The sequence below is a fragment of the Flagellimonas sp. genome, from assembly GCF_965222555.1.
GTDB lineage: Bacteria > Bacteroidota > Bacteroidia > Flavobacteriales > Flavobacteriaceae > Flagellimonas.
This window is the reverse complement of sequence record NZ_CBDCUG010000004.1, coordinates 46,865-73,417: the sequence shown is the minus strand read 5'-3', so window position 1 is coordinate 73,417 and position 26,553 is coordinate 46,865. Positions and strand designations below refer to the sequence as shown.

The 26,553-nt window shown below is 39.3% G+C and carries 27 protein-coding genes; 8 read left to right on the top strand and 19 right to left on the bottom strand.

Going from position 1 to position 26,553, the window contains the following annotated elements:
- The first annotated feature begins 123 nt into the window (after nucleotides 1-123).
- Entirely contained in the window at nucleotides 124-747 is a 624-nt protein-coding gene (locus ACOQO1_RS04810) for a hypothetical protein (protein ID WP_420601726.1), read from the top strand.
- Between the two features lie 8 nt (nucleotides 748-755).
- On the opposite strand, the gene ACOQO1_RS04805 is transcribed toward ACOQO1_RS04810, so the two are convergent.
- The 3 genes from ACOQO1_RS04805 to ACOQO1_RS04795 all read right to left on the bottom strand — a co-directional run bounded on the left by ACOQO1_RS04805 (nucleotide 756) and on the right by ACOQO1_RS04795 (nucleotide 5,191).
- Entirely contained in the window at nucleotides 756-1,406 is a 651-nt protein-coding gene (locus ACOQO1_RS04805; RefSeq protein WP_420601725.1) for a class I SAM-dependent methyltransferase, read from the bottom strand.
- Between the two features lie 7 nt (nucleotides 1,407-1,413).
- Nucleotides 1,414-4,668, bottom strand: a complete 3,255-nt coding sequence (locus tag ACOQO1_RS04800) for a VPS10 domain-containing protein (protein ID WP_420601724.1) — start codon at nucleotides 4,666-4,668, stop codon at nucleotides 1,414-1,416.
- 103 nt (nucleotides 4,669-4,771) lie between these two features.
- Nucleotides 4,772-5,191, bottom strand: coding sequence for a DUF3052 domain-containing protein (locus tag ACOQO1_RS04795; RefSeq protein WP_420601723.1), 420 nt, complete (start codon nucleotides 5,189-5,191; stop codon nucleotides 4,772-4,774).
- Nucleotides 5,192-5,310: 119 nt separating this feature from the next.
- Here ACOQO1_RS04795 and ACOQO1_RS04790 point away from each other — a divergent pair, with 119 nt between their 5' ends.
- The gene (locus ACOQO1_RS04790) at nucleotides 5,311-7,599 is read left to right on the top strand and encodes a CRTAC1 family protein (RefSeq protein WP_420601722.1); all 2,289 of its coding nucleotides are present in this window, start codon (nucleotides 5,311-5,313) and stop codon (nucleotides 7,597-7,599) included.
- A gap of 76 nt (nucleotides 7,600-7,675) precedes the next feature.
- Here ACOQO1_RS04790 and ACOQO1_RS04785 read toward each other — a convergent pair whose 3' ends face one another.
- Nucleotides 7,676-8,215, bottom strand: a complete 540-nt coding sequence (locus tag ACOQO1_RS04785; protein ID WP_420601721.1) for a hypothetical protein — start codon at nucleotides 8,213-8,215, stop codon at nucleotides 7,676-7,678.
- A gap of 131 nt (nucleotides 8,216-8,346) precedes the next feature.
- Between ACOQO1_RS04785 and ACOQO1_RS04780 the strand changes: the two genes are divergently transcribed.
- Together ACOQO1_RS04780 and ACOQO1_RS04775 are read left to right on the top strand one after the other, a co-directional pair.
- Complete coding sequence (locus ACOQO1_RS04780) at nucleotides 8,347-8,775, top strand: SRPBCC family protein (protein ID WP_420601720.1); 429 nt, start codon at nucleotides 8,347-8,349, stop codon at nucleotides 8,773-8,775.
- Nucleotides 8,765-9,091, top strand: a complete 327-nt coding sequence (locus ACOQO1_RS04775; RefSeq protein WP_420601719.1) for an ArsR/SmtB family transcription factor — start codon at nucleotides 8,765-8,767, stop codon at nucleotides 9,089-9,091. The genes ACOQO1_RS04780 and ACOQO1_RS04775 overlap by 11 nt, the downstream gene beginning before the upstream one ends.
- Here the strand turns inward: ACOQO1_RS04775 and ACOQO1_RS04770 are convergent.
- Nucleotides 9,088-10,167 (bottom strand): DUF2652 domain-containing protein, encoded by a 1,080-nt coding sequence (locus ACOQO1_RS04770; RefSeq protein WP_420601718.1) that lies wholly within the window; start codon nucleotides 10,165-10,167, stop codon nucleotides 9,088-9,090. The genes ACOQO1_RS04775 and ACOQO1_RS04770 overlap by 4 nt on opposite strands.
- Nucleotides 10,168-10,359: 192 nt before the next feature.
- On the opposite strand from ACOQO1_RS04770, the gene ACOQO1_RS04765 reads away from it, so the two are divergent.
- Entirely contained in the window at nucleotides 10,360-10,986 is a 627-nt protein-coding gene (locus ACOQO1_RS04765) for a GntR family transcriptional regulator (RefSeq protein ID WP_420601717.1), read from the top strand.
- A 197-nt stretch (nucleotides 10,987-11,183) separates the two neighbouring features.
- Here the strand turns inward: ACOQO1_RS04765 and ACOQO1_RS04760 are convergent, their stop codons facing one another.
- The 10 genes from ACOQO1_RS04760 to ACOQO1_RS04715 form a co-directional block, all read right to left on the bottom strand.
- Nucleotides 11,184-12,272 carry an amidohydrolase family protein gene (locus ACOQO1_RS04760; protein WP_420601716.1) on the bottom strand — a complete coding sequence of 363 codons (1,089 nt, stop codon included), beginning with the start codon at nucleotides 12,270-12,272 and terminating at the stop codon, nucleotides 11,184-11,186.
- The gene (locus ACOQO1_RS04755; RefSeq protein WP_420601715.1) at nucleotides 12,265-12,876 is read right to left on the bottom strand and encodes a nucleotidyltransferase family protein; all 612 of its coding nucleotides are present in this window, start codon (nucleotides 12,874-12,876) and stop codon (nucleotides 12,265-12,267) included. The genes ACOQO1_RS04760 and ACOQO1_RS04755 overlap by 8 nt, the downstream gene beginning before the upstream one ends.
- A 3-nt stretch (nucleotides 12,877-12,879) precedes the next feature.
- A complete protein-coding gene (locus tag ACOQO1_RS04750) occupies nucleotides 12,880-13,890 on the bottom strand; it encodes an XdhC family protein (protein ID WP_420601714.1) in 1,011 nt (336 codons plus the stop codon).
- A 4-nt stretch (nucleotides 13,891-13,894) separates the two neighbouring features.
- Nucleotides 13,895-15,091, bottom strand: coding sequence for a molybdopterin molybdotransferase MoeA (locus ACOQO1_RS04745; RefSeq protein WP_420601713.1), 1,197 nt, complete (start codon nucleotides 15,089-15,091; stop codon nucleotides 13,895-13,897).
- On the bottom strand, nucleotides 15,088-15,870 hold the full coding sequence (locus ACOQO1_RS04740; RefSeq protein ID WP_420601712.1) for a sulfite exporter TauE/SafE family protein: 783 nt from the start codon (nucleotides 15,868-15,870) through the stop codon (nucleotides 15,088-15,090). The genes ACOQO1_RS04745 and ACOQO1_RS04740 overlap by 4 nt, the downstream gene beginning before the upstream one ends.
- 169 nt (nucleotides 15,871-16,039) lie before the next feature.
- Entirely contained in the window at nucleotides 16,040-16,642 is a 603-nt protein-coding gene (locus ACOQO1_RS04735) for an NTP transferase domain-containing protein (protein WP_420601711.1), read from the bottom strand.
- 18 nt (nucleotides 16,643-16,660) lie between these two features.
- Nucleotides 16,661-17,647 carry a GTP 3',8-cyclase MoaA gene (moaA, locus tag ACOQO1_RS04730; RefSeq protein ID WP_420601710.1) on the bottom strand — a complete coding sequence of 329 codons (987 nt, stop codon included), beginning with the start codon at nucleotides 17,645-17,647 and terminating at the stop codon, nucleotides 16,661-16,663.
- A gap of 43 nt (nucleotides 17,648-17,690) precedes the next feature.
- Complete coding sequence (locus tag ACOQO1_RS04725) at nucleotides 17,691-17,945, bottom strand: MoaD/ThiS family protein (protein WP_420601709.1); 255 nt, start codon at nucleotides 17,943-17,945, stop codon at nucleotides 17,691-17,693.
- 4 nt (nucleotides 17,946-17,949) lie between these two features.
- Nucleotides 17,950-20,184: a molybdopterin cofactor-binding domain-containing protein gene (locus tag ACOQO1_RS04720; RefSeq protein ID WP_420601708.1), complete on the bottom strand. Its 2,235-nt coding sequence runs from the start codon at nucleotides 20,182-20,184 to the stop codon at nucleotides 17,950-17,952.
- 30 nt (nucleotides 20,185-20,214) lie between these two features.
- Complete coding sequence (locus ACOQO1_RS04715) at nucleotides 20,215-20,676, bottom strand: (2Fe-2S)-binding protein (RefSeq protein WP_420601707.1); 462 nt, start codon at nucleotides 20,674-20,676, stop codon at nucleotides 20,215-20,217.
- Nucleotides 20,677-20,846: 170 nt separating this feature from the next.
- Between ACOQO1_RS04715 and ACOQO1_RS04710 the strand changes: the two genes are divergently transcribed.
- The gene (locus ACOQO1_RS04710; protein WP_420601706.1) at nucleotides 20,847-21,935 is read left to right on the top strand and encodes a vWA domain-containing protein; all 1,089 of its coding nucleotides are present in this window, start codon (nucleotides 20,847-20,849) and stop codon (nucleotides 21,933-21,935) included.
- Nucleotides 21,936-22,030: 95 nt separating this feature from the next.
- Nucleotides 22,031-22,972: a 3-keto-disaccharide hydrolase gene (locus ACOQO1_RS04705; protein ID WP_420601705.1), complete on the top strand. Its 942-nt coding sequence runs from the start codon at nucleotides 22,031-22,033 to the stop codon at nucleotides 22,970-22,972.
- A gap of 58 nt (nucleotides 22,973-23,030) precedes the next feature.
- Here ACOQO1_RS04705 and ACOQO1_RS04700 read toward each other — a convergent pair whose 3' ends face one another.
- A complete protein-coding gene (locus tag ACOQO1_RS04700) occupies nucleotides 23,031-23,771 on the bottom strand; it encodes a 3-keto-disaccharide hydrolase (RefSeq protein ID WP_420601704.1) in 741 nt (246 codons plus the stop codon).
- Between the two features lie 40 nt (nucleotides 23,772-23,811).
- Here ACOQO1_RS04700 and ACOQO1_RS04695 point away from each other — a divergent pair, with 40 nt between their 5' ends.
- A complete protein-coding gene (locus tag ACOQO1_RS04695; RefSeq protein WP_420601703.1) occupies nucleotides 23,812-23,979 on the top strand; it encodes a hypothetical protein in 168 nt (55 codons plus the stop codon).
- Here the strand turns inward: ACOQO1_RS04695 and ACOQO1_RS04690 are convergent.
- From ACOQO1_RS04690 to ACOQO1_RS04680, 3 genes are read right to left on the bottom strand one after another with little or no spacing between them, the layout of a single operon-like run.
- A complete protein-coding gene (locus ACOQO1_RS04690) occupies nucleotides 23,976-25,442 on the bottom strand; it encodes a M14 family zinc carboxypeptidase (protein WP_420601702.1) in 1,467 nt (488 codons plus the stop codon). The genes ACOQO1_RS04695 and ACOQO1_RS04690 overlap by 4 nt on opposite strands.
- A 1-nt stretch (nucleotide 25,443) precedes the next feature.
- Nucleotides 25,444-26,106, bottom strand: coding sequence for a peptidoglycan recognition family protein (locus ACOQO1_RS04685; RefSeq protein WP_420601701.1), 663 nt, complete (start codon nucleotides 26,104-26,106; stop codon nucleotides 25,444-25,446).
- A complete protein-coding gene (locus tag ACOQO1_RS04680) occupies nucleotides 26,103-26,534 on the bottom strand; it encodes a 3D domain-containing protein (RefSeq protein ID WP_420601700.1) in 432 nt (143 codons plus the stop codon). Before ACOQO1_RS04680 ends, ACOQO1_RS04685 begins: the two co-directional genes overlap by 4 nt.
- Between the last annotated feature and the right edge of the window lie 19 nt (nucleotides 26,535-26,553).

Below are 26,553 nucleotides of genomic sequence, written 5' to 3'. Positions count from 1 at the left end.
GGAGCAGATTTTTAATTCAGTTGTCGATATGCTTAAGACATTGTTGTCCTATTTAAGAGTGATATTTCACTGAATTGTCTTACTTTACTAAAAAGTTTTGAAATTAACGGTTAAATAAATCTTATGACTAGACTTCTACTCTTCTTGTTTTGTATTTGTTTGAACCAAGTCTATGGACAACAGAACCCTATTAAAATTGTTGAAAAGCCATCCAAAAACAGGATAGCTTTTTATGCTGTGAACGAAACCCAAACAGATTATGACGTGCTGTTTGAGGTTAAGGGAAGTAACTTTAGGCAGAGTGCGGCTAAACCAAGGTTAATACGTGTCCCAGCAACTTCTAAAGTACACTTAAAAAGCATTATTGTTTTTCGGGATAAAAAAGCTTCATACACAAAGAGTATCAAAGTAAACGATAGTCTATCCAAACGGGCCTTAAAAAAGGAATTTGAAATTTTGGACATTCCGCCGCCAAAAATCAAACCCAAAAAGCAAATCACTATTTATACCTCTACCAATTGTGAGGCATGTGATAGCATTGTAACCCATCTTACAAGCAACAACTACATTTTTAGGAATGTTTTACTTTCTGAAAAACCTGAGGTTAAAGAACAAGTGGGCAGTTTTCTGGCGAAATCCCCGGAGCAAATGGATTCCATTTCCAACCCAATCATCAGTTTGGGAGGAAAACTATATAGTTGGATATCATCTTACGACCAATTGTTAGAGGAATTGAACAGGGATTAGACAATTGGTCACTGCTGCTTTTGGGCCAATAGCACCCACATTTGTTTATCCTCATCTTTTTCCCATTTCCCATGGTTTTCTATCTCGGAAATTACAGTAAACCCTGCCTGTCTTAATTCCTTTTTTACGTAATGGGGCGCCAAAGAATGCGCATTCACCTGCTCCCTTCTTGATTTACCTCTGATACGTTTCTTTAATTTTTCAAGAATCATCACCTTGCCACCAGGTTTTAGTGAACGCTTCACATGCCTAAGTATCTTCTCATGGGAGTCCATCTCATGGTAGGTGTCAATAATAAAGACAATGTCCAACTCACGTTCCGGTAGCTTTGGGTCATCATAATCGCCTAAAATTGTGATGATGTTTTTGAGATTCCTATCATTAGCATTTTCCCGAAGGGTCTCCAAACGGTCTTCACGGACATCAACCGCATATACCCTTCCATTTTCCATAACGCGTTTGGACAGATGCATGCTCAAATAGCCCTCATGACAGCCAATATCCGCAACCTTATCCCCTGCTTTTATTCCAGAAAAATTGAGCAAGGTGTCTGTTTTCATCCAAGTATCCCTATCCTTCCAATCCTCCTCAGTATATTGGGCGTGTACTCCAACTACCGAGAAGAAATGGACGATAAGAAAATAAAAAACATTCTTCATTAAGTACCTAATCTTCAATGAGTCCTTGTCCTTGGATCCATGGAGCTCCTGCAGCTTTTAAAGCAGATTCGAGCGCTGGTAAAGTACTTTTGGTAAGTGTTCCAAGTTCTTTCTTAATACCTCTTAATTGATTCTGCGCACGTTGCATTGCTGCTTTATGATTGCCTGTAGGCCCATAAGTGTTGCCCAACGCAACTTGTCCAACAAAGCTTCCGTCTCCAGGTGATGGAGGGGTCTTCTCCCCCACTTCATTCTTGGATGGACTACCTCCCATTTGTTTTTTTAGGGATTGTAATTGTGACTTGGCTGCATGAATTCTTGATGTCAATTCTGCGCTTGGCCTCTCTGCTTCATTCAAAGCGCGTTCCATAGCATTTACTTTGGAAATGCCTTTATCCAAAACTGAGTTGGTCGCGGTTAAATCTTGCTGGTATTCCTGGAACATTTTCCTGAAAGCATCAATCTCAGAAGTTGGCTTTGCGGGTAAAGCTCCCTTTGCCAATGGTTTTACCTCAAAAGTCTGAGCACTTGAAAGTTGCGTCAGTTTTCCATCCACTCTTTGGTATAATTCAACTGAGTATGTTCCTGGAGTGGCCCGATAAGGAGATCCAAAGAAATCGTCATCATCATCACTTTTCGGGTTTTTAAGCTTAATTCCGGTTCTATCCGCATGGGTAAGGTTCCAAGATACCCGGTTGAACCCTTTTTTATTTGTCCCTTTGACGGTGTTCACCACATTTCCTTGAGTATCCTTTACCAAAAGAACAAGGGCTGGTTTTTCCTGATTTTTTTCTTTATCCAAAGCATCCCACCCTGGAAAGGAAACATTGCTTTTTTGTTTGTTAAGGGCTTTTTCCTTTTTGGTTCTGGCCTCCTTCAGGGTTTTTAATTTTTCTGGCAAGAAATACGTAAATGTTGCTCCATATGGAGGGTTCTTAGCAGCATATTCCGAATTTCCTTGACCATAGACTCCATCCTTTTCAATATACCAATACGCAGGCTTAACTTTGAAAAGGGTAGCTTCATTCATTTTGGAACTATCGAAATCCCGTAAAGCTGAAATATCATCCAAGACATAAAAACCACGTCCAAAAGAAGCCCCCACTAAATCATCTTCCCTTCTTTGAATGGTGATGTCCCTGAATGATATGGTGGGCAATCCGCCTTCCAACTGCCACCAACTGCTACCGCCATTATTGGTGAAGTAAATACCAAACTCCGTAGCCGCAAATAAAAGTCCTTTCTTTTTATGGTCTTGAACAATTCTCCAAGTAACCAATCTTTTAGGAAGGTTTCCATTGATAAAAGTCCAGCTGTTTCCTTTATCTGTACTTTTCAAAAGGTATGGCTTATAGTCGCCCTCCTTATGATTATCCAATACCAAATACACCGTGTTAGCATCATAAAGATCGGCTCTTACATCATTTACAAATGCTCTGTTGGGCACTCCCTTAACATTTCCCAATAGAATTTTTCTCCAGCTGTTTCCGCCATCCTCGGTAACCTGAAGAATTCCATCATCAGTTCCAGCATAGATGAGTCCTTCTTGAACTGGCGACTCTGCCAACGATGTTATGGTATTGTAGTTGGACATGGCCCCAACATCCCATGGATTGTCCCAGCTTTGCTGTCTTCCCAAAATGGGCAATGCCAAACGCTCTTCATTTCTTGTTAAATCTCCAGAAATAGCCGTCCAGTCATCTCCTCTGTTTTCTGATTTCCAAACACGGTAAGAGGCAAAATATAAACGTGTTGGATTGTGTGGACTTACTAAAATAGGGGCATCCCAATTAAAACGTTCGTGGGGCTCACCGGCAGAAGGTTGTGGTTGAATAAAAACGGTTTCTCCCGTTGTTTGATCTATTCTCCATAACCAACCTTGTTGAAATTCCCCGTAAGTGATATCAGGGTTTCCTGGTTCTATGGCCGATTGATGTCCATCTGCCCCCAGCGTGATCCACCAATCCGAATTTAAGATTCCAACACTACTGCGAGTTCTTGATGGCCCCCCATGGGAACCATTATCTTGTGTTCCTCCATAAATATTATAAAAGGGCGCGGAATCGTCCACAGCTACCTTATAGTATTGTGTAATTGGAAGGTTGCCAAAATATTTCCATGTTTTGGTCAAATCGTATGATTCATAAAGACCACCGTCCGTACCAAAAAGCACATAGTTTGGGTCAGACGCCTTAAAGGCCATGGCATGACTGTCCACATGCTTTTTCTTCTCGTTCATTTGGACAAAATGTTTACCATGGTCATCAGACACCTGAACATAGTTGCTCATTAAGTACAGTTTCCCCTCTTGGTGTGGAGAAGCATAAAGTTCTTGGTAATAATGTGGTCCGGTTCCTCCAGAAACAGCATCGGATTGCTTGCTCCATGATGCCCCTTGATTTTTTGAAATGTAAACCCCTCCCTTTTTTCGGTCCAACTCAATGGCCGCATATAGGGTTTCATTATTGAATGGTGAAATAGCCAGTCCAATTTTCCCAAGATTTGATTTTGGAATGCCGTTGGTCAATTTTGTCCAAGTTTCCCCACCATCAGTACTTTTATGGATTCCAGAACCGGGACCTCCACCCATATATGCAGCTACAGTCCTATGTCTGTCCCAAGTTGCTGCATACAAAGTATTTGGATTTTTTTGGTCAATAACAATGTCTGTAACTCCAGTCCAGTCATTATCTCCCAAAGTTCTTTTCCATGTTTTACCACCGTCTGTTGATTTATAAAAACCTCTTTGACCACCTTTACTCCAAAGTGGTCCTTGGGCCGCAACCCAAATGGTATTGGAATCTTCAGGGTGTACAATAATTTTTGAAAGATGTTCAGAAGCTTTGAGCCCCATATTTTTCCAGGTCTTACCTTCATCATGGCTCACATATATTCCATCTCCAAAACCAACATGTCTACCTCCTACATTTTCTCCTGAACCTACCCAAATTGTACTTGGGTTGTTGGGATCAATTGTGATGCAGCCAATGGAATAACTTTTTTGCTTGTCAAAGATGGGTTTCCATGTGGTTCCTGCATTGGTGGTTTTCCAAACCCCTCCGGAGCCCACCGCCACATACCAAATGCTTTCGTTGTTTGGATGGATGGCAATGTCAGCAATACGACCCGAGGTCAAGGCTGGTCCCAAACTTCTAAATTCCAATCCTTTGAAGGTAGTGGAGTCTGGTTTTTGCGAAAATGATTGAAATGAAAATAGGATACATGCCAGTAAGGCATAACAAATTTTTGAGCTACGTGTCATACGAAGAATGTTAGGTTGAATTAGCGTTGTAAGATAACCAAAAGCACTAGCCCTGAATCTAAAAAAAATGTGAAAAAATTGTAGTGGTGTAAAAAAAATCTGATTAATACCTATCCTTTAAACGATACACAAATTTTAATCCGCTCCAATCTTCATCTATAGCAGCTACTTTAATATCCACAAGACCAATAGAAAGCAAATATTCCCTGATGGGGTCCCTTTGAAGGTCGGTAGGAATTTTTGAAGACCCCTTGGGCCAACTGCCCCAAAGCATTCCATTCATTTTTAATGAAGACTTATATTCCTTAACAATTTCTTCCAACTCTTTAAAGGAAGTACAAAAAACATGGATAAAATCAGCTTCCTCTGCCCTTACCTCTTTCAAAACTGAAATGTTCTCAGGTAAATCGGCAAACAAATCGAAGTAGTTTTCTGGTGGGTTATGGAGTAAAATTGAAAAACCATCTTTTATGCCTAATTTCTTTGCGAGTGATGTTCCTGAGTATCCTGATAATCTTTTCATGAAAAAGGTTATGATTTAAATATAGCTGTTTTTTCTATCAGCATTCACAATTTCTCAAATAGTGTTGGTTGAGGTTATATCTTCATATCCATGCCTTTTGAATTATATTTAAGCAGAAAATGATATTTAGTATCGAGATTTTATCAGACAGATTCATGACTGGAGCCAAAAAAATAAAAAGCTATTGCATAATAGCGGCAATCCTTTGTGCCATTCCACTCACTTCTTGCCGCGAAGGTGCCAACGTTAATGTTGGAGAAGAAAAAAAAACGATTACGCCGAGTCAATCTAAAGAAACATTGGAAATGGTCAATATGTTGGACAATTTAGTGACAAATGGAGCTCCAGAGCTGTATTATCATTGGAATGGAAAGTTGGCAGAATCCTTTAAATCAAAAATGGAAAAAGCTACGAACAGAACCCAATACATTGAGTTCTGGTATCAATATGTATCTCAGTTACTGAACTCAGGAGAAAGCCAGGACTGCATTAATCAAATTGAATCTAATCTTAAACAATGGGGCATGACTTACAATGATGTATTGAAGAGAGGCTGGGCACCAATTTTAGAGGTATTGGCCCTTGCCTATTTAAGATTGGGTGAGCAAGAAAATTGTATTAACAATCATAACGAATATGTCTGTATTGTTCCAATTCAAAAAGAAGCAATCCACAAAATTGAAAAAGGCTCAAGAAAAGCAATTGAAGTATATACGCTCCTATACAAGAAGTATCCTAATGACAAATATAGATGGCTTATTAACCTAGCCTATATGACGTTGGGCGAGCACCCCGATAAGGTTCCGGAGTCTATATTGATTCAATATCCAAATTGGGATTTGGAAGAAAGAAACTTTCCAAGATTTAATGATATTGCTGCCTCCTTGGGGATAAACATCAACGGATTATCTGGTGGGGTTTGCTTGGATGATTTTAACAATGATGGTTTGGTTGACATTTTTGCCACTTCTTATGGAATGCAGGACCAGGCAAAGTATTTTGTCAATACCGGAAATGGAACATTTAAAGATTGGACGAAAGAATCAGGCATAACCGGTATAGTGGGTGGTTTAAATTGCATCCATGCCGATTATGATAACGATGGAGACAAGGATATTCTAATATTACGGGGAGGATGGCTCAGAAAAGGAGGAGCACACCCTAATTCTTTATTGAGAAATAATGGAAATAATACATTTGATGATGTCACGAAGTCTTCTGGAATTCTATCTTTTCATCCAACGCAAACAGCCGCTTGGGCAGATGTGAACAAAGACGGTTATCTGGATCTGTTCATCGGTAATGAATTTGTAAAGGGAGAGGGAAATCACCATAGCGAGTTATATATTAATCAGGGAAATGGGACATTTAAGGAAAAATCCAAGGAATATGGACTGGGAGAAATTGGAGGCTACGTAAAGGGCGTTGCCTTTGGGGATATAAATGGTGATTTGTGGCCAGATCTATATATTTCAATAATGGGCGCTAAAAACATGCTTTTCAAGAATGAAGAAGGAATGTTTAAAAACGTCAGTGAGAGCGCAGGGATACAGCAACCTATAAATAGTTTCCCATGTTGGTTTTGGGATGTTAACAATGATGGCTATCAAGATATTTTTGTCAGCGGATATGATCCACAGAACATGAACAATCTGTCATCTGATTTTTCCAAAGAATTGCAAGGAAAGCAGGTGTTAACCGATAAACCCAGACTGTACATCAACAATGGTGATGAAACTTTTTCTGATCAAACGGAAGCATATGGACTAGATAAGACTATGTATGCCATGGGCGCCAATTTTGGAGATTTGGATAATGACGGCTATTTAGATTTTTACGTTGGCACCGGAGCACCGGATTATAGTACGGTAGTTCCTAACAGGATGTTTTTGAATGAAAAAGGCAAAGGATTTAAAGAGGTTACCTCTGCTGGACTATTTGGTCATGTTCAAAAGGGACATGGTGTTGGTTTTGCGGATATAGATCGAGATGGCAATCAAGAAATCTATGCCGTTATGGGGGGCGCTTATGAAGGAGATACGTTTACCAATGTACTTTTTCAAAATCCAATGTCGGAGAACAATTGGGTAATTATAGAACTTGTAGGTCGATCAACTAATTCCAACGCTATTGGAACGGTCATTGAAATGGAACTGGACAACGGAATGAAAATTTACCACAGCGTGGGAACAGGAGGAAGTTTTGGTTCTAGCAGTTTACAGGCAGAATTGGGCTTAGGGCCTTCAACAATAATTAAAACATTAATCATTAAATGGCAGAATGGAGCTCAACAGGAATTCACCAACATAACTGGAAATAAGAAATATTCCATTATTGAAGGAGAAAATATAGAAGAACAACCATACAACTATATTAAGTTCAAATCTGATGGCCATGCGCACCATTGAATATTGTCCTGAAATAAAAGTTGCTTACGCCCCTTGGTGAAAAGGTCAGGTTCAAAAGTTCCTGCTGGCATTGGATTTAATCACTAAGTTTATGAGGAAGGTCTGTTTCAGAAGTAATGCGCCATTTGTCATCGTAAATGGAACGATAATAAATCTCGAAATAAAATCCATTCAAATCCAACTCCTGGAATACTTCTAAAAAAGCTTTGTACGCTTCCTCATTTCCCCCAACCGTTAAAAAATTTCGCTCCCCTCCTGCTGGAATGGCCAACCCCTTCCTTATGCTGGCATGGTTAAGTACCGGTATACTGTCCATCACTTTCAATTCCCCATTGAGAAAATCAACAAATTCCATATTGTGGTACAGTTTTTCTTTGTAAAAAATAAGCGTGCTATCTACAATTGCCGGCCCTACCCCATAGTTAATGAGTTCAAAGGAATATTTATTTTCCGAACCTACTTCTGATTTGGAAATCATTAGATAGGGCATTACGGATAAACGGCTTTGCCGTTCCATAATGTTCGTCTGCTTTACAAAGATGATCAACGTAATCAAACTTATTAAAATGGCAACAAGACCTACTAATTTGTCAGATGTCCAAAACTTTTTCTTCATTGACTTTTATTCTTGTAATCAAATATAGCAAAGCACTTTCCATAAAAAGCAACCAAAAAGTTGCATTTTAAAATTAAGTTTGTATATTAGCAACCGATTAGTTGCATAAATAAATTCAAAAAACGACAATTATGAAAGATGTAATCACTAAAGAGCATGTATTTGCCCATCCAATTGACAAGGTATGGAACGCTATTTCTCTGGCCGAAGAAATCTCAACTTGGTTTATCAAGGCCGATTTTAAAGCTGAAAAAGGTTACCAGTATACTTTTACTTCCAGCGAGGAACATGGATGTTTGAATATCACCGGTGAGGTAAAGAGTGCTTCTCCCTACACCTTGATCTATACCTGGATTGTAGAGAACACTACTACCGAAACTGTTGTAAAATGGGATTTAAAGGAAACCAATGAAGGTACCAAGCTCTTCTTGGAACACTCTGGAATTTCCAATTATCCCGGTGATTCCGCTATTACGTATTTTAATAATTACAGTGGTGGTTGGACTGAATGTATTGAAAAATTAACCGAATTCTTAACCAAAGAAGTACATGCAGGATAGTATCACCAAAATTTTAAAGGCTATTGCTGATCCCAAAAGGCGTGAAATTTTTCACGCCTTGATCATTACCTCCTCTGCCCTATCCATCTCCCAAATTTCTGGGCAGTTTGAGATAAGCCGGCAAGGAGTGACCAAGCATATCAAAACCTTGGAAAGTGCTGGTTTGGTTGAAATTACCACACATGGTAGGGAACGTTTTTGTGTGGCGGATGCGAAACCTTTGAAGCAAATCACGGAGTGGGCAAGCTTTTACGAACAATTTTGGGATAAGGCCATCGACAACCTTGGGAATTTTTTGGATTCAAAGGAATCTTAATTTCTGCTTTCCACAAAACGGAATAGACTGGTCAATGCCTTTTCAATGTTCTTGCCAAAGAATTTTTTCCCCATCAACGCTAGAAAAAGCTTTTTAATGGGAGATTTGGCTTCCCAATAAGCCTCTATTTCCAGTTCACAACTGTTTTCGCCAATTGGGGTAAAGTGATAGAATTGATAGAATCCGTCCACTATGGGTGGACTGTTGGTGTATTCTCCGTATAGCAGACTTCCAAGTCTTTCTTCTTTGCTTACGGTAATGAAGTTCAAGTGTTTTCCATTTACCACACAAGCGTGTTCCGTGCCCAATCTTGTTACCTCGTTTTCATTGTAATCCAATCGATCCAATCCCTCCGCCCAATAATTTCGATAAGAGTAATTGGTAATGTATTCCAATAATGTTTGAGCCGAAACAGGAAATTGTTTCTTTTTGACTATCGGAGGCGGTTTGGCAAAGAAGACTTTTTTGGGTTCTGAAAAACTTTTCAGTTTAAGTTCTTTGGCATCAATAAGTGAATAAATATATTCTACTTCCCTATCATCATACACATCCGAACCTTGTCTAAACCTATAAATCTTGCTGGAATAATACGGAGACAACATAATATCCAAAGCCAATGTTCGGCTTATGAGCACATAATTATCGCTCTGAACTGAATTTTTAAGTAGTCTGTGTGCCTCAATAACCTGTTCCCCGAAAGGTTTTCTGGTTCCCTGTACCTCTATATGTTGGAGATTACCACTATGAGCTATAATCTTTAACTCAAGATTTGGCGCCGTTGCACAGGCATTGCAAGGGCAAATTCTATTTTTTTCCAACATTTTTAAATGGCTATAAAATGCAGTGAACATGGATTCAATCTGAGCCAAAAGATTTTCCTGGGACGGGATTTCATTCTCCTTATAAAAGAAGAGCGCATCTCCTTCAATCTCTGCCAATTTCAAATCTTGGGTATTAGCATTCACAAGAACTTCCAATAATTCAGAAATTACATGCTGACTATGTTCTATTTCTGTGCTTTGGATAAACTTTGTATAGCCTGATATGTCTGGAATGAACAAAAGAGATTTGGACATTTTTTGAAACGATGAGTTAGCTATTAATTGGTCTGTAGATTATCTTTAAACTTACCAACTTAAATCCAAAGTTATATTCTTTTGCTATCCATTTTTGCATGTTTGTGACTTTTTCAAAGGTTTAAACGTCATTTTCTCGCAGTTGACCAATAAATTGCTTCCAAAATCGTATACGATTTATATTTTAGTGGTATGCAGCAAACCTCAAACATCCGTAATGCAGTACGGTCGTACTTACTTGACGAAATCCATAAGGGACAATTGGAAATTGGAAAAACGATCAATCTTGCCGCTCTTTCCAGAAAACTTGGAGTTAGTGTTACCCCAATTCGTGAAGCACTGAGCCAGTTGGAACAAGCAAGAATAATCAAAGCGATTCCGAATAGAGGGTTTGTTGTAGCTTCATTGACCCAGCAGGAAGCCCAAAATTTGTATGAGACCACGGCGCAACTGGAAATCGTGGCATTGGAACACTCCAGCTTTTCAGAAGAAGATGTGGAATTACTTAGAAATCAGCAAGTAAAACTTCAACAAACGCATACACCTTTAAATAGACTCAAGGCACGGTTTGAATTTCATGACCTTTTGCTAAAAAACTGCACCAATACCGTATTACTGCAGATTTTGGACGATCTTAAAGCCAGATTGCTTTTTTACGAGCAAGGTTTTGGACAAGACGCTTCTTTTTATGAAAATGTGGACAATCAGAATGAAGCTATTATCCATGCCATCGCCGAAGATAACGTGCCAACGGCTGCCCTTATTCTAAAAATGAATTGGATGGTGGTATTGCAATACATAGAAAAGCAACTTGTTTAGACTAAAATAAAGCAAAGAAGATTTCGTTAGTTCTTAAAATACCGTCCCATGCAATTTTTAAATAGAGAGATTGAAACCTTGGTGAAAAACAAAAAATCAAAATCGCTTGTCAAGCGACAAATCTCCTGCGGAATTTTCCAGGATTTGGAAAACTTTAAACATAAAAGTAAAAGTACCTCACCGAAGTCTTAGCCAGACTACTTTTTAAAAAGGGATTTGTCCAACCCTGGAATCAGGTTCAACGCATTTTTATAGTACACTTTTTCCAGTACCTCATCCGGAAGATCTAAACCATACATAGCCCAAAAGGCATGGTATTTCTTATAATAGGGAAAGTATTCATCGGCCGTTTCCAATACCCTAAAATATGTTGGGAACTCTTCAGGCTTCCAACTATCTTTTCCAAATAAAATCCGGTCTTGATACTTTATGAAAAATTGTTTGGCCCTCCTAGGTTGTCTGCCAAGCTCGGCAATAATAGCACCAATGCCTACAGACATATTTGGAATATCCTCCATGAGTTCTCCTAGCCTGTCCAGATTGTTGGCATACCAACCCATGTGAGCATTGATGAATTTGGTTTTGGGGTGTTTTTTGAACATCCGGTGTTGTTCATCAATAATTTGCTGCCATGGAGCTGGATTAGTGGCTGAGCGCTTTCTCCTGGGTCTTGTTTTCAATTCCAACCACCTTTCATTGTCTTTGTCCATAGGATCCCAAAACGATTTTGGATCCGCAGCGTGAATCAATACTGGAATTTCCAACTCTCCGCATTTTTTCCAAACTGGGTCCAATCTTGGATCATCGATTGCGATTCTTTTCCCGTAGATATCTTTGTTTCTGAGTCCTAAGCTCTTGTATATTTTCAGGCCCTTTGCGCCATTTTTAACATCCAATTCCAATTGAGCGGCCGCTTGTTCTCCCCAGTTTTGATTACCAACACCACTAAAATCGACATTTGCGAAGATTACAAATCGGTTTGGGTAATGATCGTTTACGTTTTTTAGCATCTCCCGAAGTCCCTCACCAGAACCCCCACTCAAATTTACCATAACACCCATATTTAGTTTGTCCATGTCGGCAATTAACTGGGATAGATCTTGGGTCGCCATTCTAAATTGATGGCTATGCACATCGATAAAGGGGAATTTTGCCTTTTTAACTGGATTTTGAGGTACAACCAGGGTCGATTTTGGATTATATTCCTCAAAACTCATTTCTTGGGCTTTTATATTTAAACAAGAAAGTGCCAAAAAAAAACTTAAAGTAATAATATATTTATTCATCTTTAAATATTTGTTTGCCAGATATTTGAGTATATTTATCTGTTGTGTCAATATCAATTTCTTTTCCATCTGGAATTATAAGATTAGTGGATAGTCTATGCCTTTTGATAACTTTCCTCGCACCAAAATCTGCTTGCAAATCTAAAAGTTCCTGAAATAGTGAATTGTCAAAAATTGCTGGGACTCCTGCCCCATTCTCATAAGCTGTTGCCGTGATTTTGACCTTACCCTGATTGTGGTTGAAGCCTTTAATCAATTCTAATAAAAATGCAGCATCTATTAAAGGTTGATCCGCCAACATTATCAATATCGCTTTAGGTTCTTCCTTATGAATGATATGTTTTACCCCACATGAAATGGAGCTTCCCATTCCAGATTCCCATTCATGGTTTTGTATTATGTCAACACCCATAGAAGTAGAATCCAATATCCTTTGAGCATTGGCGCCTAATACAACAAATACATCATCGGAAACTTTTTTTGCCTGGGATACGGCATTTTCCAATAGTGTAGTAGCTCCCCAAGGCAATAATTGCTTGATATCCCCTTTCATTCTGGTTGAGGCGCCTGCAGCTAGGATTAAAATGGAAATAGAGTGGGACATAAATTAACCGTGGATTTTCCCTATTTTATGTTTGAGCAACTGAGGTTCCTTGTCATTTACAACGGAAAGGATTTCGCCTAAAACAGATATTGCGATTTCTTGCGGTGTTTCTGCCCCTATATCTATACCAGCAGGCCCATGGATTTGTTCAATAAATTCTTCGGAAATGTCCGGATATCGTTCCAAAAGCTCATCAAACAATTTTTCACGTCGCTTAATCGGGCCCAGAAGCCCAATGTATGCCCCTTTTTCTTCTCTAAGAGCAATAAGAAACTGCAAGTCTTTCGCAAAACTATGGGTCATGACTACTACCGCAGTTTGTTCATCAAGAGCCAAATGAAAAGTTTCAGCTTCCGAATGTATCAGTTTATGAATTCCTGGAAAATCCTTTGCCGTTTTCTCTTCTCTAGGATTAGCCACAATGGTAACCTCCCAACCTGTAAGGGAAGCATACTTGCAAAGTTGAACTGCATCGTGCTCCGCTCCAATAATAACAAGTTGAAAACAAGGGTGCATTTCCTGCTCAAAATCAAGAAATTCCTTTTCAACATTTTTCCCATGCTGGTTTATAGGGAAGGACATTTCACCAAAATGAAAACAAGTAAAATAGTCCGGGCTATCTCCTTGTTTTTTCTCATAATGGGATTTGATCTTAAATGGATATCTATTTTGAACAGTATTCCAAAATGCAGATAAAAATGCTTTGTCCGGTTCAAAAACTTCGAGCAAGATATACAGAATACCTTCACAGCCCAAGCGATATCTACCATCATAAACCATGATCCTTGATGTGCCACTCCTAAAAACGGATTGGGCCTGTCTTAAAACCTCTTTCTCTACACATCCACCACTTACGGCTCCAACTATATCACCATTTTCAAAGATCAGCATTCGCACACCCGGGCGCCTGTATGATGAGCCCTCCAAAGCCACCACTGTTGCCAAAACAGCTTGTTCTCCCAAGGGCTGCCTTTTCTCATAATGCTGGACAATGGTTTTTAGTTCGTGGGTCATATTTTTAAACAATCCTTTTAGTCGGAACAAACGAAACCAAGCTATCGGTTTCTACAGATTCAAAAGGATTTAGCTTAATAAATCCGTCCGCTTTAGCCAAGCCTAGTAAATCTCCTGAACCTGTTGTAGGAATCTTTTGAGCAATCAACTTTCCGCCTATAATGCTGATCACGACCCCTACAAAACGGGTCAAGTCAGTCTTATTTTCTATAGGTTCATTTAAAAATACGGCAAATTGTGGTGTCTTAACTCCCAAAGTTTTGTTAAGCCAAGGCAGAAAATGGACATGATAGTTCACAAAGGTGGAAACAGGATTCCCTGGAAAGGAAAAAATCACTGTTTTGTGGGATTCATGGTTCCCAAACCAAAAGGGTTTTCCTGGACGTTGTAGCACTTTATGGAAAATCTTTTTTACTCCCAAATCATCGAAGGTTGAAGGCAAAAAATCAAACTTCCCCTTGGAAACCCCACCACTAAGCAATAGCACATCATACTCTTTTAACAATTCATCAAGTCTACTTTTTAAAATGTTGGGTTCATCTTTCAAATGAAACATGTTTGCCGCTATAGATTCATTTTTCAAAAGTGCACTTAAGGTATAGGTGTTCGATTTTCTGATTTGATGTGGAAGTGGTCTCTGGTCAACTCCCACCAACTCGTTGCCCGTTGCAATGACAACTATTTTCGGTAGCTTTTTTACCAACACTTCTGATTTTCCAACTGTGGCCAGAATCCCAATTTCGGCAGGAGTAATAACTGTACCTGCTTGGAGTAACGCTTCCCCTTTATTGGTATCACTGGCTTTGTAATGGATATTCTGTCCTTTTTTAATGGGCTTATTGATGTTGATATTATCACCTTCCCTTTGCGTATGCTCGTACATTATAACTGTATCTGCATTTTTGGGAACTACCGCCCCAGTCATTACCTCAATACATGATGATTCATCTTCCAGGGTCAATTGTGGACTACCAGCTTGTGCAATACCGGTTACTTTGAATGATGTTTTCCCATCAATATTGGGATTGTATTTTATAGCAATACCATCTTTGGTTGCCCTATCAAAGGGAGGAAAGCTTCTATCCGCTACAATTATTTCAGCAAGAATTCGTCCAGCAGATGACTGTAAAGAAACCAATTCACTACCATAATCTTGCGTATTCGCGAGAACCTTTTGCACGGCCGTTTCAAATGAAATCATGAAAATAATGTTAGTTGTAATCCATTTTTAATGAGTACTCTTAGTCCAACAAATAGTACCAGGATAGCTGTAAGCAAACGTATACGCTTGGCGGAAAGTTTTCCCAAACTTATTCTAACGCCCAATTGCCCTCCCAAAAAGACAGCCAATAATAATCCAATAATTTCTGGCCAGAAAATCTGAAATGAGTCACTCCAAACCAAGCCTCCCAATCCTGAAACCGAGTTGACCAAAATAAAGAAGCTAGCTAAAGCTGCAATAACTATTGGCTTATCCCATTTCATATGATTGAGCACCGGAGCCAAAAAAATACCTCCGCCAATTCCAACTAAACCGGATAACAACCCAATTGCCCCTCCAAGGAAATAGGAAAGATAGGTTGGATACTTTCTCAATTTGTAACTTGATTTAAGTGCTATGGTCTGATAGATTAAAGCAATGGCAGAAACAACAAGTGCCAGAGCAAGGATGACAAAAAAAATCTGCTCTTCAAGTCGGAAGGAAGCTCCCAAGAAAGCCAGTGGGATACTTGTGACGATGAAGGGCAAGAATTTTCTAAAATGCAGATGTCCGTTTTTATAGAACAGAATGCAACTCCCAAGAACAACAATTAAATTGCAAAGCAATGCCGTACTCCGAATGGTCAAAAAACTGGTAATGACCAATGCCAAAATGGCCAAGTAACTTGACCCCCCTCCAAAACCCACAGCAGAATACAGTGCTGCTACAACAAAAAAAGAAAAAAGTAACAAGATAAAATCGCCTGAGGCTATGGACATAGGGCCAACGTTTTGTTCATCACATCTAAAATAGGGTAAAAAGCTAAGTTGGTTTGTCCTATACCTAAGTAGTTCACAGCTATTGGAATGTTTTTAAATTCTCATTTTACCAATTAAAATGCGTTGGTTTAATTTACCCTGTATTTCACTATTTCAAGGATCAAAAGTTTTAATTGGAAAGTGCAATTTTAGATTTCACAAACTCATAGTCTTCAAGTGAATTGGCATTGTACAAAACTTCATCCTGTTCTGGGTGCACCAAGGAAGTGTCAGCGTTGATCAAAAACTTACGCGGACAACTACTATCGGTCGATTCCAAATGCGAAATTGCCTTTGTAAGGCCCGTTGGTTCCCATATCGTAATCAAGGGTTCAGGTAATCCCGACTTTTTTGTTGCAAACGAAGTCGCCAATTTTTCAGGATCTCTATTTTTGACCAATTCTTTTAATGAGGATAAATCTATCAAAGGAAGATCACAGGCCAAAACCAGCCAAGCCACATTGGGATGTGTTTTATAGGCACTCAAAATTCCATTGAAAGGCCCCCTATATTCGTTTTGGTCAACTATGACGTTAAATTCATCCACCAAATTACCTTCCTGTTCCTGACGCACGCTTAGATACACGGTATCACAAACTTCATTCAATAAATTATAAAGATGCTCCTGCTGGGGAATGGAATGATATTTAATCAATCCTTTGTCCGAACCCATACGGGTACTTTTGCCACCAGCCAATACCAATCCATATAATTTTGGGATATCGTTCTTCATTTTCTTTTTCTTGATTTATCAACCCCCAATGGAAGTCATTGAATTCTCAAAGATGGTTTTGGAATGTTCTTCTTGCGCCTGAAATCCTGTTTTTGCGCGACTTCCCACAGCTTTTAAAATTGCTTTTTTAACTTCTTCGACTTCATTTTCACCACGGACAATTTCTCTAAGGTTGGCTTTGGGTTTTCCATATAAACAGGTAATCACATCACCAGTAGCGGTAATTCGTAGTCTATTACAACTTCCACAAAAGGTTCTGCTGAAGGAAGGAATAAGACCAAAAGTGCCTTTATGCCCATCTATTTTATAGTTGATAGATGTTGAAGTTGGCGGAGATTGCAGTTTTTCAAAATTTGGGTATGTTTTTGAAATATGCTCTAGAATTGTCTTATAGTCCCATTTAATTCCGGTAAAATTTTTGGTTCCTCCATTAAAGGGCATTTCCTCCAGGAACCGCACGGAAACGTTATAATGTTTCATCAGCTCTAAAATAGGAATAATGTCCTGTTCATTTTGGCCCTCAAGCACTATAAAGTTGATTCTTACATTGAATCCCTCGGTTATCAACCGAATAAGGTTATTGTGCACAGTATCAAATTGATTACGTCTGGTGATACGCTCAAAGGTCTCCCTGTTGATAGCATCCAAACTCACATTGACATTTTGAATACCTAACGCTTTCAATTCATCAATATAGGGCCCTATCAAGGTTGCGTTGGTGGTCACCGAAATATCGTTGAGCCCCTCAAGAGCACTCAGTTTCTTTAGTAAAACCATCAAATCCTTACGAACAAAGGGTTCCCCTCCTGTAATGCGGATTTTATCGATTCCTTGTCCAACCAAAATTTCACTGATTTGGGAGAGCTCGTCTATGGAAAGGAGCTTGTTGCTCTTAACAAATTCAATTCCCTCAGACGGCATGCAATAGTTGCACCTGAGGTTACATCTATCTGTAACTGCGAGCCTTAGGTAGTTTATTTTTCTATTGTGATTATCGACCAACATACGCTATCATGAAAGTACTCGAAAGATACTACTTCTACACCTATTATCCCCCACTTACAGGGGGAATAAGTGCAATTTCATCATAAGAATTAATGGCCTCCCCATCATCGGCGTAGTTGTTGTTCACAGCTACGGCCAATGAGGAAAGTTTATTGAGTTCTGGGTAGGTTTCCCCCAAAAACTGTTTTAATTCTTTTACTGTTCTTGGAATTTTGCGGCCAGTGGCACTCGAAGTGGGGACGGACAAAGTGGAGCTTCCCACAATGTCCTTTGTAATCCCAAACAATAGTATCGTCATAAAATCAACCAATAATTTCCTTTTCAGGTACTTTTAATAATTCAGGTGTTTTGGTGAATGGTTGTTTGTACAGTCTGTTTCCGGTTGCTGCTTTAAAAGCATTGGCAATGGCTCCTCCAGCTGGTGGCAGTGTTGGTTCTCCCAAACCTGTTGGCGAAAGCTCATTCTGTATAAAATGGGTTTCCACAATCGGTGCTTCTTTCATCCGAATCAGACGGTATTGGTCAAAATTGTTTGCCGTGGGTCTACCATCCTTAAATTGCAACTCTCCATACATGGAATGTCCTACTCCGTCGATAACTCCACCTTCAATTTGATTCAATGCACCCATAGGATTGACTACAATTCCGCAATCCACAACACAGGTAATCTTTTTGACCACAGGCTCTCCATTTTCAATTTCAACATCTGCAACTTCAGCTACATGGGTGTTATGGCAATAGTAATTTACAAAGCCTTGGTAAACATCTTTGGATTTAGTTCCCCACCCTGATTTTTCAACCGCTGTCTTGATGACTTCCTTCATACGCTCAGGAGAATACTGGATTCGCTCATCTTCTTCAGGCTTAACATTATCCAGCAAATCCAATCGTAATTGAATCTTATCTACGTCCATTAATTCTGCCAATTCATCAAAAAAGCTTTGCTCCGCATAGGCCAGAAAGTTGGTATATGGTGCTCTCCACGCACCTGTGGTGATGTTGCTTTCGTAATTGGCTGCATCTACTTGATAGTTTTCGATAGCGCCAGCCGGAAAGAAATTAGGAATCAATCCATACATATTCGAATTGACAGCGGCTTCTTTCAGATGATATGCCGTTATCTTTCCATCTTTAACACCAGCCTTGATTCTGTATTTAATGGCCATTCTATAGATACCATCTTCCATATCATCCTCTCTAGAGTAGACAACTTTCACTGGCTTTCTGATCTTATCCGAAAGTTCGGCAGCTTCAATCACAAAGTCACCATACAGCCTTCTACCAAAACCGCCACCCATTCGGGTCATTTCTAGATGAATATCCGTTTCTTCCCTTCCCAACATCTTGGATACCAATCCTGCTTTCCAGGCTGGAGTTTGGATTGGACCAACCAAATGCACCTTTTCATCTGTCACATTTGCAAAGAAATTCATAGGTTCCATGCAATTGTGTGGTAAAAAAGGAGATTCGTAGGTACGTTCCAGAATCTCATCTGCTTCAGCAAAAGCCTTTTTAACGTTTCCATCGGAACGCATAGTTTCGAACTTATTGCCATCCAACAAATCGTTCAAAATTTTATCATGTTCTTCCGTACTTTCAACTTTGGAATCTTCTTCCCAAACCGCTTTGATGGCCTCCTTGCCTTTCATCGCCTGCCAGGTGGATTCAGCAATGACCGCAACTTTATCACTAGAGGAAATTTTACTTCCAAAACTTGGATCCTCGGCCAATAGCCCCCTTACTTTTTCACCGATAGTAACCACATCTATAACACCTGGTATGGCACGGGCCTCAGTATCATCAAAGGAAACCAACTTCTGTCCAAACGAAGGCGGACGCAGTACGGAGGCGTAAACCATTCCGTCTGCTTTATAATCAAGGCCAAACAAGGGCTTTCCTGTCACAATCTTATCGATGTCAACATTGGAAGCATCCTTGCCCATAATTTTGTAATCTTTAGGTTCTTTCAACGGTACTTCCTCTGGAACTTCCAATAAAGCAGCCTCGTTGACTACATCTCCGTAACTTAAAGTTTCTCCAGCTGCATTCGTTATTACTCCCTCATTCACAGTGCATTCTGACGGGTCCACCCCCCATCGTGCGGCAGCGGCACTGACCAACATATGCTTTGCCTTGGCACCGGTCTGTCGTAATGCATCCCATCCAAATCTAATGGATTGACTGCCCCCTGCAACCTGGCGTTGGTAATTCTCTGTATCCAATATACCTTGCTCCACGTAAACATCCTTCCAGGCCACATCCAGTTCTTCAGCTATGATCATGGGCATGGAGGTTTTGACTCCTTGTCCTATCTCAGGGTTTGGTGAGAATATGGTTACGGCACCATTGTCCGCTATTTTTATAAAGGCATTGAAATCGTTGTAATCCAGACTGGCCAAATCTATGGCTGGTTCGGCAATAACTTTAGGTTTACAGGACTGCAACAGGTTAAAACCGATAACCAAACCGCCTCCTGCTAAAGAAGAATTGCGGATAAAGGCCCTTCTACTTAATGTTTTGGATTTATTTGTTGACATTTTTTAGTTTTTAGGTGTACAATGGAATCTTTAATCCATATTCTCAGCAGCAATCATAACCGCTTTACGAATTCGGGAATAGGAAGAGCATCGGCAAATATTACCGTGCATGGCATTTTTCACATCCTCCTCTGAAGGGTTTGAATTGTTTTCCAAGAAAGCCGAAGCTGTCATGATCTGTCCCGCCTGACAATAACCGCACTGAGGCACGTCAACTTCTTTCCAAGCTTTTTGTACTGGGTGGGTCCCATCTTCAGAAAGCCCTTCTATTGTAGTAATTGATTTTCCATCAATTTGGGCTAAGGTCAAAGAACAGCTGCGCATGGCAGTACCATCTACATGAACGGTACAAGCACCACATTGCCCTATTCCACAACCATATTTTGTGCCTACAAGATCTAAATGATCACGTAGCACCCATAAAACCGGAGTATCCGAAGCCACATCGACTGTTTTGGATTCCCCATTCACTTTAATTTGATACGTTGGCATAGTTTTTTGAATTGAGATGTTGTTTGCTTGAAGTTACCAAAATTTGGGTTGATTGGCTCTTTTTTAACAGCGACCGTGTTTTTTTAACTTTTCTTTAAATCTATTGTCGCCATTCAAAATAATTTTCGGGAGAATTGAACGTTTTTCATGCAGAACCCAATTTTAAGAAAATGAAAAACGCAATCAAATACTTATCCATATCTTTTTTTGTAATCTTTCTTGTTTCATGCGGTAATGCAGATGACGATGTTAATTTTGACATTAACCATGGAGAGCTTGGAAAGGGAAAAGAGGCCGATGCCTGCCTAGGATTTGCTGACAACGAATTGTTGCTTTCCATACAAGATGAATTTACCACGCTACCCGGGAAAGTTTCCATTCTTTTTAAGGTTTCCGACATGCTTGGAAATCCAATATCTGGACTTACTGCCAATCAGTTCACTATTTATGAACAAGGAAGAAATGATGACTGCTTTAATACCATTTCGTCTTCTGAATCATTAGCTAGGATTTCCCCAAACTCGCAAGTATTCAGTAATAACACATTGTTGGTGTTGGATTTGAGCAATAGCGTTTTGGAGAGCAGTTTGGAAGAGCTAAAAGCAGCTTCAACTAGTTTTATCAATAACGTAATGCCTTCTCCAGGAACCGATTCCTTTAAAATGGCCATTTATTGGTTTGATGGTGAGGATGAATTGCCCCTTTTGAATGACTTGACTTCTTCAACCGCGGAACTAACTGCCGCCGTTGATGGAATTACCGCCGACATTAGCAACGACCCCTCAACAGATTTGTATGGAGCTGTAATCAAATCAGTTGATATTGCAGATGACTTATTGCTGAAGAGTAATCAACAAGATGTGATTGGTGCGGCTTCCATTGTTTTATTTACCGATGGGACAGACCAAGCTTCCAGATATACCAAAGATGCCGCCCTTAAGGCAGTAACCCAGGCCGAGCGAAATATTTCTTTCTTTACCATAGGACTTGGAGGCGAAATAGACACCGATATATTGGAAGACATTGGAAAAACAGCTAGTGTTTTTGCAAGTAACAAGGAAGAGTTGGAGGCTACGTTCACCCAAATTTCGCAACGTGTTTCAGAACAGGCCAATAGTTTCTACTTGTTTGAATACTGTACCCCAAAGCGAGATGGAAGTGGAGAAAACAATCTTGTCATTCAGCTCACAAATGGAGGGTTACAGGGAGCGGTGCAAACAAAATTCAATGCCAAAGATTTTACTGGAGGGTGCGAGTAGCAAATTGTTGTTTTCTGCTCTTTCTACAACAAATTAAATCGACCAAAGTCTTGCATAAATAGTTATCTTGGCCTTCAAACTAAATGCATTTTATCATGATTTTTGGCAGAAAGCTATCTTATGTATTGATTTTCAGTATAGTCCTTTTAAGTTCATTCCAAGTATATTCCCAAAACTTCCATCCGCTTGAAGGCAGATGGGACTTAGAAATGGAATTTGAGGGCAAAACAGTCCCATCGTGGTTGGAGGTGCGTCATTCTGGGCATGAAACCTTAGTTGGACGATTTGTTTTTGCAATGGGCAGTGCCCGACCTGTGGCAGAAGTCAAAATACACGGAAATAAATTCAGTTTTGATATCCCAAGACAATGGGAACCAGAAGGAAACGATATGGTTTTTCATGGGGAGTTGATTGATGATGCCCTTAAGGGCACTATGATCTATACGGATGGAAGTGTTACATCATGGGAAGGTATCCGCGCACCAAAATTAAAAGCCACTGCCAATCCGAAGTGGGATAAACCCATAGCTCTTTTTAATGGAAAGAATTTGGATGGATGGCACATGGACTCGGAAAACAGTCAATGGTCTGTGGACAACGGAATTTTAAAGAATGCCAAAGGAGGTGCCAATCTCATTAGCGATCAAAAGTTTACTGATTTTAAGCTAAAGGTCGAGTTTCGCTATCCTAAAGGAAGTAATAGCGGGATTTATTTAAGGGGGCGTTATGAGGTGCAGATTGCAGATAACATGGGCTATGACCCTTCGGATATTTATTTCAGTGGCATCTATGGCTTTTTAGAACCTAATGAGAATACGGCAAAAAAACCAGGAGAATGGCAAACTTACGACATAACCCTAATTGGGCGTAGGGTCACGATTGTAGCTAACGGTAAAACCGTGATTTCGGATCAAACGATTCCTGGAATCACAGGAGGGGCTTTGGACAGCAAAGAGGGTGAGCCTGGAGCATTTATGGTTCAAGGTGACCATGGCGCTGTAGAGTTTAGAAAATTTGAAGTGACACCCATTAAATAAACTTAAAAAGGCACGTTAACCCCGTTAACGTGCCTTCAATGTTTTTTAACTATCGATATTAATCTTGGTAGATAGGTTTTAGATTAATATTTCTCCATTTTACTCGGATTCCGCCTCCATCATGTATTTGTAGCGCAATAGCACCTTTTCCTTTACCAATTATGTCATCAACCAAGTGGACCATCTTAACTCCATTGAGCCAAGTAGTCACCGTTGGGCCATTAACCAGAATTTTCATAGTATTCCACTCCCCCATTTTTAAAGCCTTTTCTTTTTCTGGCTCAGGCTTGATTAACCAATTACGGCCGTAAGATTCATAAATCCCTCCAGTATGTTTGTTGGGCGGTGCAACTTCTACCTGCCAGCCAGATACTTTTGTGCCTTCTACAGTGGAACGGATAAAAACACCACTGTTTCCGTTATTTTCTTGTTTGAATTCTAAGGTAAGTTCAAAATTATCATAAAACTCCTCGGTGCTCAAATATCCGTAACCTGCTTTGGGGCCACTTTCACAGATTAGTTCACCATTTTCCACAAACCATTTTTCTTCGCCATGATTCACCCAGCCATCCAGGTTCTTTCCATTAAACAAACTGATAGTTTCCTGAGCATGACCAAGTTGTACTAGACACAAGGCTGTAATAATTAAAGTTAATCTTGTTTTCATTTTTGATATTATCATGATTTTACAAGCATTCAAGGTAATAATTTCACTATGAAATAGATGGTTTGGAACAGCTTTTGGTAGGGTTTTTAGACCAATGATTGTTTTTAAAGTATAAACAACAACTAATTGCATCCTAAGGACCAATGAAATTTTAACCCAAAAAAATGATGTTATGGATGTAGTAAAAGAAATAATTCAGAATAGCGCAATAGGTACTTGGTCCAATGGATATAAAGGTTTGGTACTTTCCCTATTTGCCTCTATAGTTGGAACTCTGCTAACTATGTTGGTTGTATTGTTACGATATGGTCCAGAAATGAATATACAATTTGGTTATTAACGGTAAATCAATGCATTACCAAACTTCTGTTCATTTAAAGGTTTAGATAAATCCAATAGAAAACCATTGATAACTGCATGGGTCAATTTCCCTTCTTTTTCCAAAAAGAAAGTGGGATTGACTCCTGGTCTCAGCACAAACTCTCCCGGTCTATATGTTTTTTCAACTAAATTGATAGGTAATTTGAAAAAAGATAGTTTTTCAACCAAATTATTGACCATAACATAAGCCGTTCCATTTTTTAACGCGTCAACTACATTAAAGTCTTTCATTTTGGTTGGACTTTCAAATGATTGGTCCGTCAATTTACCCGGAATAATTCTATAACCCGATGCATCAAAAGTTTCATATCCATAAAAAGTGGACAAATCTCCTTGGTCAACAATTATACTTTTATTGTAAAAAGAATCATGGTTTTCGTCATCTACTTCTTGCCGATAAATTCCCAAATCCAATATATAATCATTGCCCAATAACTCATAAGTGACATTCTCAATTTTTAAATCGAAAAGTTTTCTGTCGTTTTGCGGAATTTTCTCGTAATCTTTAATGGGAATGTCTTGATAACTCTCCTTTGCAATGGTATAAAGTGCGGAAAGAATGGAAACGTAATTTAGCTTACGTATCTCTTGTTTCTCAACATCGTTGGTATATCCTCCAGATTCAATCAGAATAAGGCTTGTTCCCCATTTGGCAATATTATCCCCAAAAGCTCTTGGCTCAAAGTCATCACTGTATCGTCCTACTTGACCAGGTGCATATTTTTGAATGATGTCATTCATATATACTATTACCTTCATGGCATTGGAGCGCACCTCATTAATATCTTTTTCATAGTTGTAAGCAGTGGCCAAATATGAAATAGTAGCAGGCTTATCGGTCAATTCTGCATTGTAATATGTACTTTGATCATGCAGATTGAATCCAAACTTCGCATCCAGACTGTCTCGAATTCTTTTCAACGTTCTTCCTTCAGGAGATTGTAATCTAAGAGCATCCCTATTAATGTCAATGCCCAGAGCATTACGTCTTTCGTACACTTCTGCCCCATCTGGATTGAGCATAGGCAAAAAATGTAATTTCAATTTTGAAAGGATTTCCCTTTTTTCTTTTTTGAGCTGTGGAGCATCCAAAAAGTTCAGGATATCAAAAATTGCCTGGGTCGCAGTAGGTTCGTTACCATGCATTTGCGACCACAGAAAAATATTGATTGGGCCTGAACCTATACTAATTAAGTTTAAGTCACGTCCTTCAATGGACTCCCCGACTTTTTGAACCTCAAATTTAGGATTGGCATCAAACCTCTTAATCAAGGGTTGTATTTGATGATGTTTGATTCTTCGTTTTTGTAAGGAGGGTTCCTTATACTGTTCGTAGGTTGCATATAACTCGTTGGTAATGGTTTCTTGGGAATATGCATAAAAGCTAAAACATCCCACTAGAAGAAAAATTATAAAGCGCATATTATTTTTTTGAAGGCACGGGTTTAAAATTAAATCTTTTTGTTGCTTTTCGCACCTTTTTCATAAAATCTATTCCTGGATCGGTCTTTTCCGTACGGTAGCCATCATCTACCTCCAGCCAAAGTGGGTGTCCCTCAAAATTTGTATACTCGTAATGGCCTATCAGATAATCTATCTCATATTTCTCTGCCAAATATTTAACCAACCAAATATTTGATTTTAACTGTTCCTTTGTCAAAGGCCAATTATCAGTTCCTCCCACATTTTCAACCCCAATGGAACAGTGGTTAAGGCCAATTACATGCCTTCCCATATAATTTTCTGGCATTAATCTGTATATCGTACCGTCCCTATCGACCAAAAATTGGGTTGAAACATTCAATCCACTTACTCCGCTAACATACTTACGCCAATTAGGAAGTTTTATATCATAAAAGGCTTCAAAAGAATCTTCCAGTGTTCCAAGAGCCGTCCAATGTAACACAATCATTTTTGGTTCTATCTCTGGTGAGTCCTGTTCCAAATTATAACGTTGCAATAGATATTCTTTGGTAAGAGCAATGCGCTCCTCATTAAAAACAATGGGTTTGTCAATAATGGTCCTTTGTACCTGACAAGACCAAAGCAATCCGCCTAAAAGTAATCCAAGAATTATTTTTCTCATTTCAAATTATTTAATCCGGTACTATCCAATGGTACCGCGTAACAGATGAACAGTTTTTTTCTTCCCCATTCCCGGGCTTTTTTTACATCTGTACCCATATAGAGGTCAACCCTGTTTTTCCAACGTCTGTTCATTTTGTCCTTCACATAAAAAGTATCAGGAAAAGTGTCAATTTTAACCATCGTATTATGTCCAATTCCCATTTTCAACAAATCCCTTGAAACAGCAATGCTCTTCATTCCCGGTTTTAAGGTATCTCCCCATGCCGCAAGATTGGGATCACCTTGTGTTTGCCATGAAACCGAGTTATAAGCAGAAATGGTCACCTCAAGTCCTCTCCAATCAAAGGATTGGGATTCCACAAGAGTATTTTCCTCTTTACATCCAACAAAAATCAGAAAAAAAAGAAGCGCTTTTTTGATAATCACGTTTTAGATGTTTCTTAAA

Excerpts from the sequence above, each read along its gene's own strand:
- ACOQO1_RS04810 (WP_420601726.1), top strand. The coding sequence starts at position 124 with ATGACTAGACTTCTACTCTTCTTGTTTTGTATTTGTTTGAACCAAGTC.
- ACOQO1_RS04805 (WP_420601725.1), bottom strand. The coding sequence starts at position 1,406 with ATGAAGAATGTTTTTTATTTTCTTATCGTCCATTTCTTCTCGGTAGTT.
- ACOQO1_RS04800 (WP_420601724.1), bottom strand. The coding sequence starts at position 4,668 with ATGACACGTAGCTCAAAAATTTGTTATGCCTTACTGGCATGTATCCTA.
- ACOQO1_RS04795 (WP_420601723.1), bottom strand. The coding sequence starts at position 5,191 with ATGAAAAGATTATCAGGATACTCAGGAACATCACTCGCAAAGAAATTA.
- ACOQO1_RS04790 (WP_420601722.1), top strand. The coding sequence starts at position 5,311 with ATGATATTTAGTATCGAGATTTTATCAGACAGATTCATGACTGGAGCC.
- ACOQO1_RS04785 (WP_420601721.1), bottom strand. The coding sequence starts at position 8,215 with ATGAAGAAAAAGTTTTGGACATCTGACAAATTAGTAGGTCTTGTTGCC.
- ACOQO1_RS04780 (WP_420601720.1), top strand. The coding sequence starts at position 8,347 with ATGAAAGATGTAATCACTAAAGAGCATGTATTTGCCCATCCAATTGAC.
- ACOQO1_RS04775 (WP_420601719.1), top strand. The coding sequence starts at position 8,765 with ATGCAGGATAGTATCACCAAAATTTTAAAGGCTATTGCTGATCCCAAA.
- ACOQO1_RS04770 (WP_420601718.1), bottom strand. The coding sequence starts at position 10,167 with ATGTCCAAATCTCTTTTGTTCATTCCAGACATATCAGGCTATACAAAG.
- ACOQO1_RS04765 (WP_420601717.1), top strand. The coding sequence starts at position 10,360 with ATGCAGCAAACCTCAAACATCCGTAATGCAGTACGGTCGTACTTACTT.
- ACOQO1_RS04760 (WP_420601716.1), bottom strand. The coding sequence starts at position 12,272 with ATGAATAAATATATTATTACTTTAAGTTTTTTTTTGGCACTTTCTTGT.
- ACOQO1_RS04755 (WP_420601715.1), bottom strand. The coding sequence starts at position 12,876 with ATGTCCCACTCTATTTCCATTTTAATCCTAGCTGCAGGCGCCTCAACC.
- ACOQO1_RS04750 (WP_420601714.1), bottom strand. The coding sequence starts at position 13,890 with ATGACCCACGAACTAAAAACCATTGTCCAGCATTATGAGAAAAGGCAG.
- ACOQO1_RS04745 (WP_420601713.1), bottom strand. The coding sequence starts at position 15,091 with ATGATTTCATTTGAAACGGCCGTGCAAAAGGTTCTCGCGAATACGCAA.
- ACOQO1_RS04740 (WP_420601712.1), bottom strand. The coding sequence starts at position 15,870 with ATGTCCATAGCCTCAGGCGATTTTATCTTGTTACTTTTTTCTTTTTTT.
- ACOQO1_RS04735 (WP_420601711.1), bottom strand. The coding sequence starts at position 16,642 with ATGAAGAACGATATCCCAAAATTATATGGATTGGTATTGGCTGGTGGC.
- moaA (WP_420601710.1), bottom strand. The coding sequence starts at position 17,647 with ATGTTGGTCGATAATCACAATAGAAAAATAAACTACCTAAGGCTCGCA.
- ACOQO1_RS04725 (WP_420601709.1), bottom strand. The coding sequence starts at position 17,945 with ATGACGATACTATTGTTTGGGATTACAAAGGACATTGTGGGAAGCTCC.
- ACOQO1_RS04720 (WP_420601708.1), bottom strand. The coding sequence starts at position 20,184 with ATGTCAACAAATAAATCCAAAACATTAAGTAGAAGGGCCTTTATCCGC.
- ACOQO1_RS04715 (WP_420601707.1), bottom strand. The coding sequence starts at position 20,676 with ATGCCAACGTATCAAATTAAAGTGAATGGGGAATCCAAAACAGTCGAT.
- ACOQO1_RS04710 (WP_420601706.1), top strand. The coding sequence starts at position 20,847 with ATGAAAAACGCAATCAAATACTTATCCATATCTTTTTTTGTAATCTTT.
- ACOQO1_RS04705 (WP_420601705.1), top strand. The coding sequence starts at position 22,031 with ATGATTTTTGGCAGAAAGCTATCTTATGTATTGATTTTCAGTATAGTC.
- ACOQO1_RS04700 (WP_420601704.1), bottom strand. The coding sequence starts at position 23,771 with ATGCAATTAGTTGTTGTTTATACTTTAAAAACAATCATTGGTCTAAAA.
- ACOQO1_RS04695 (WP_420601703.1), top strand. The coding sequence starts at position 23,812 with ATGGATGTAGTAAAAGAAATAATTCAGAATAGCGCAATAGGTACTTGG.
- ACOQO1_RS04690 (WP_420601702.1), bottom strand. The coding sequence starts at position 25,442 with ATGCGCTTTATAATTTTTCTTCTAGTGGGATGTTTTAGCTTTTATGCA.
- ACOQO1_RS04685 (WP_420601701.1), bottom strand. The coding sequence starts at position 26,106 with ATGAGAAAAATAATTCTTGGATTACTTTTAGGCGGATTGCTTTGGTCT.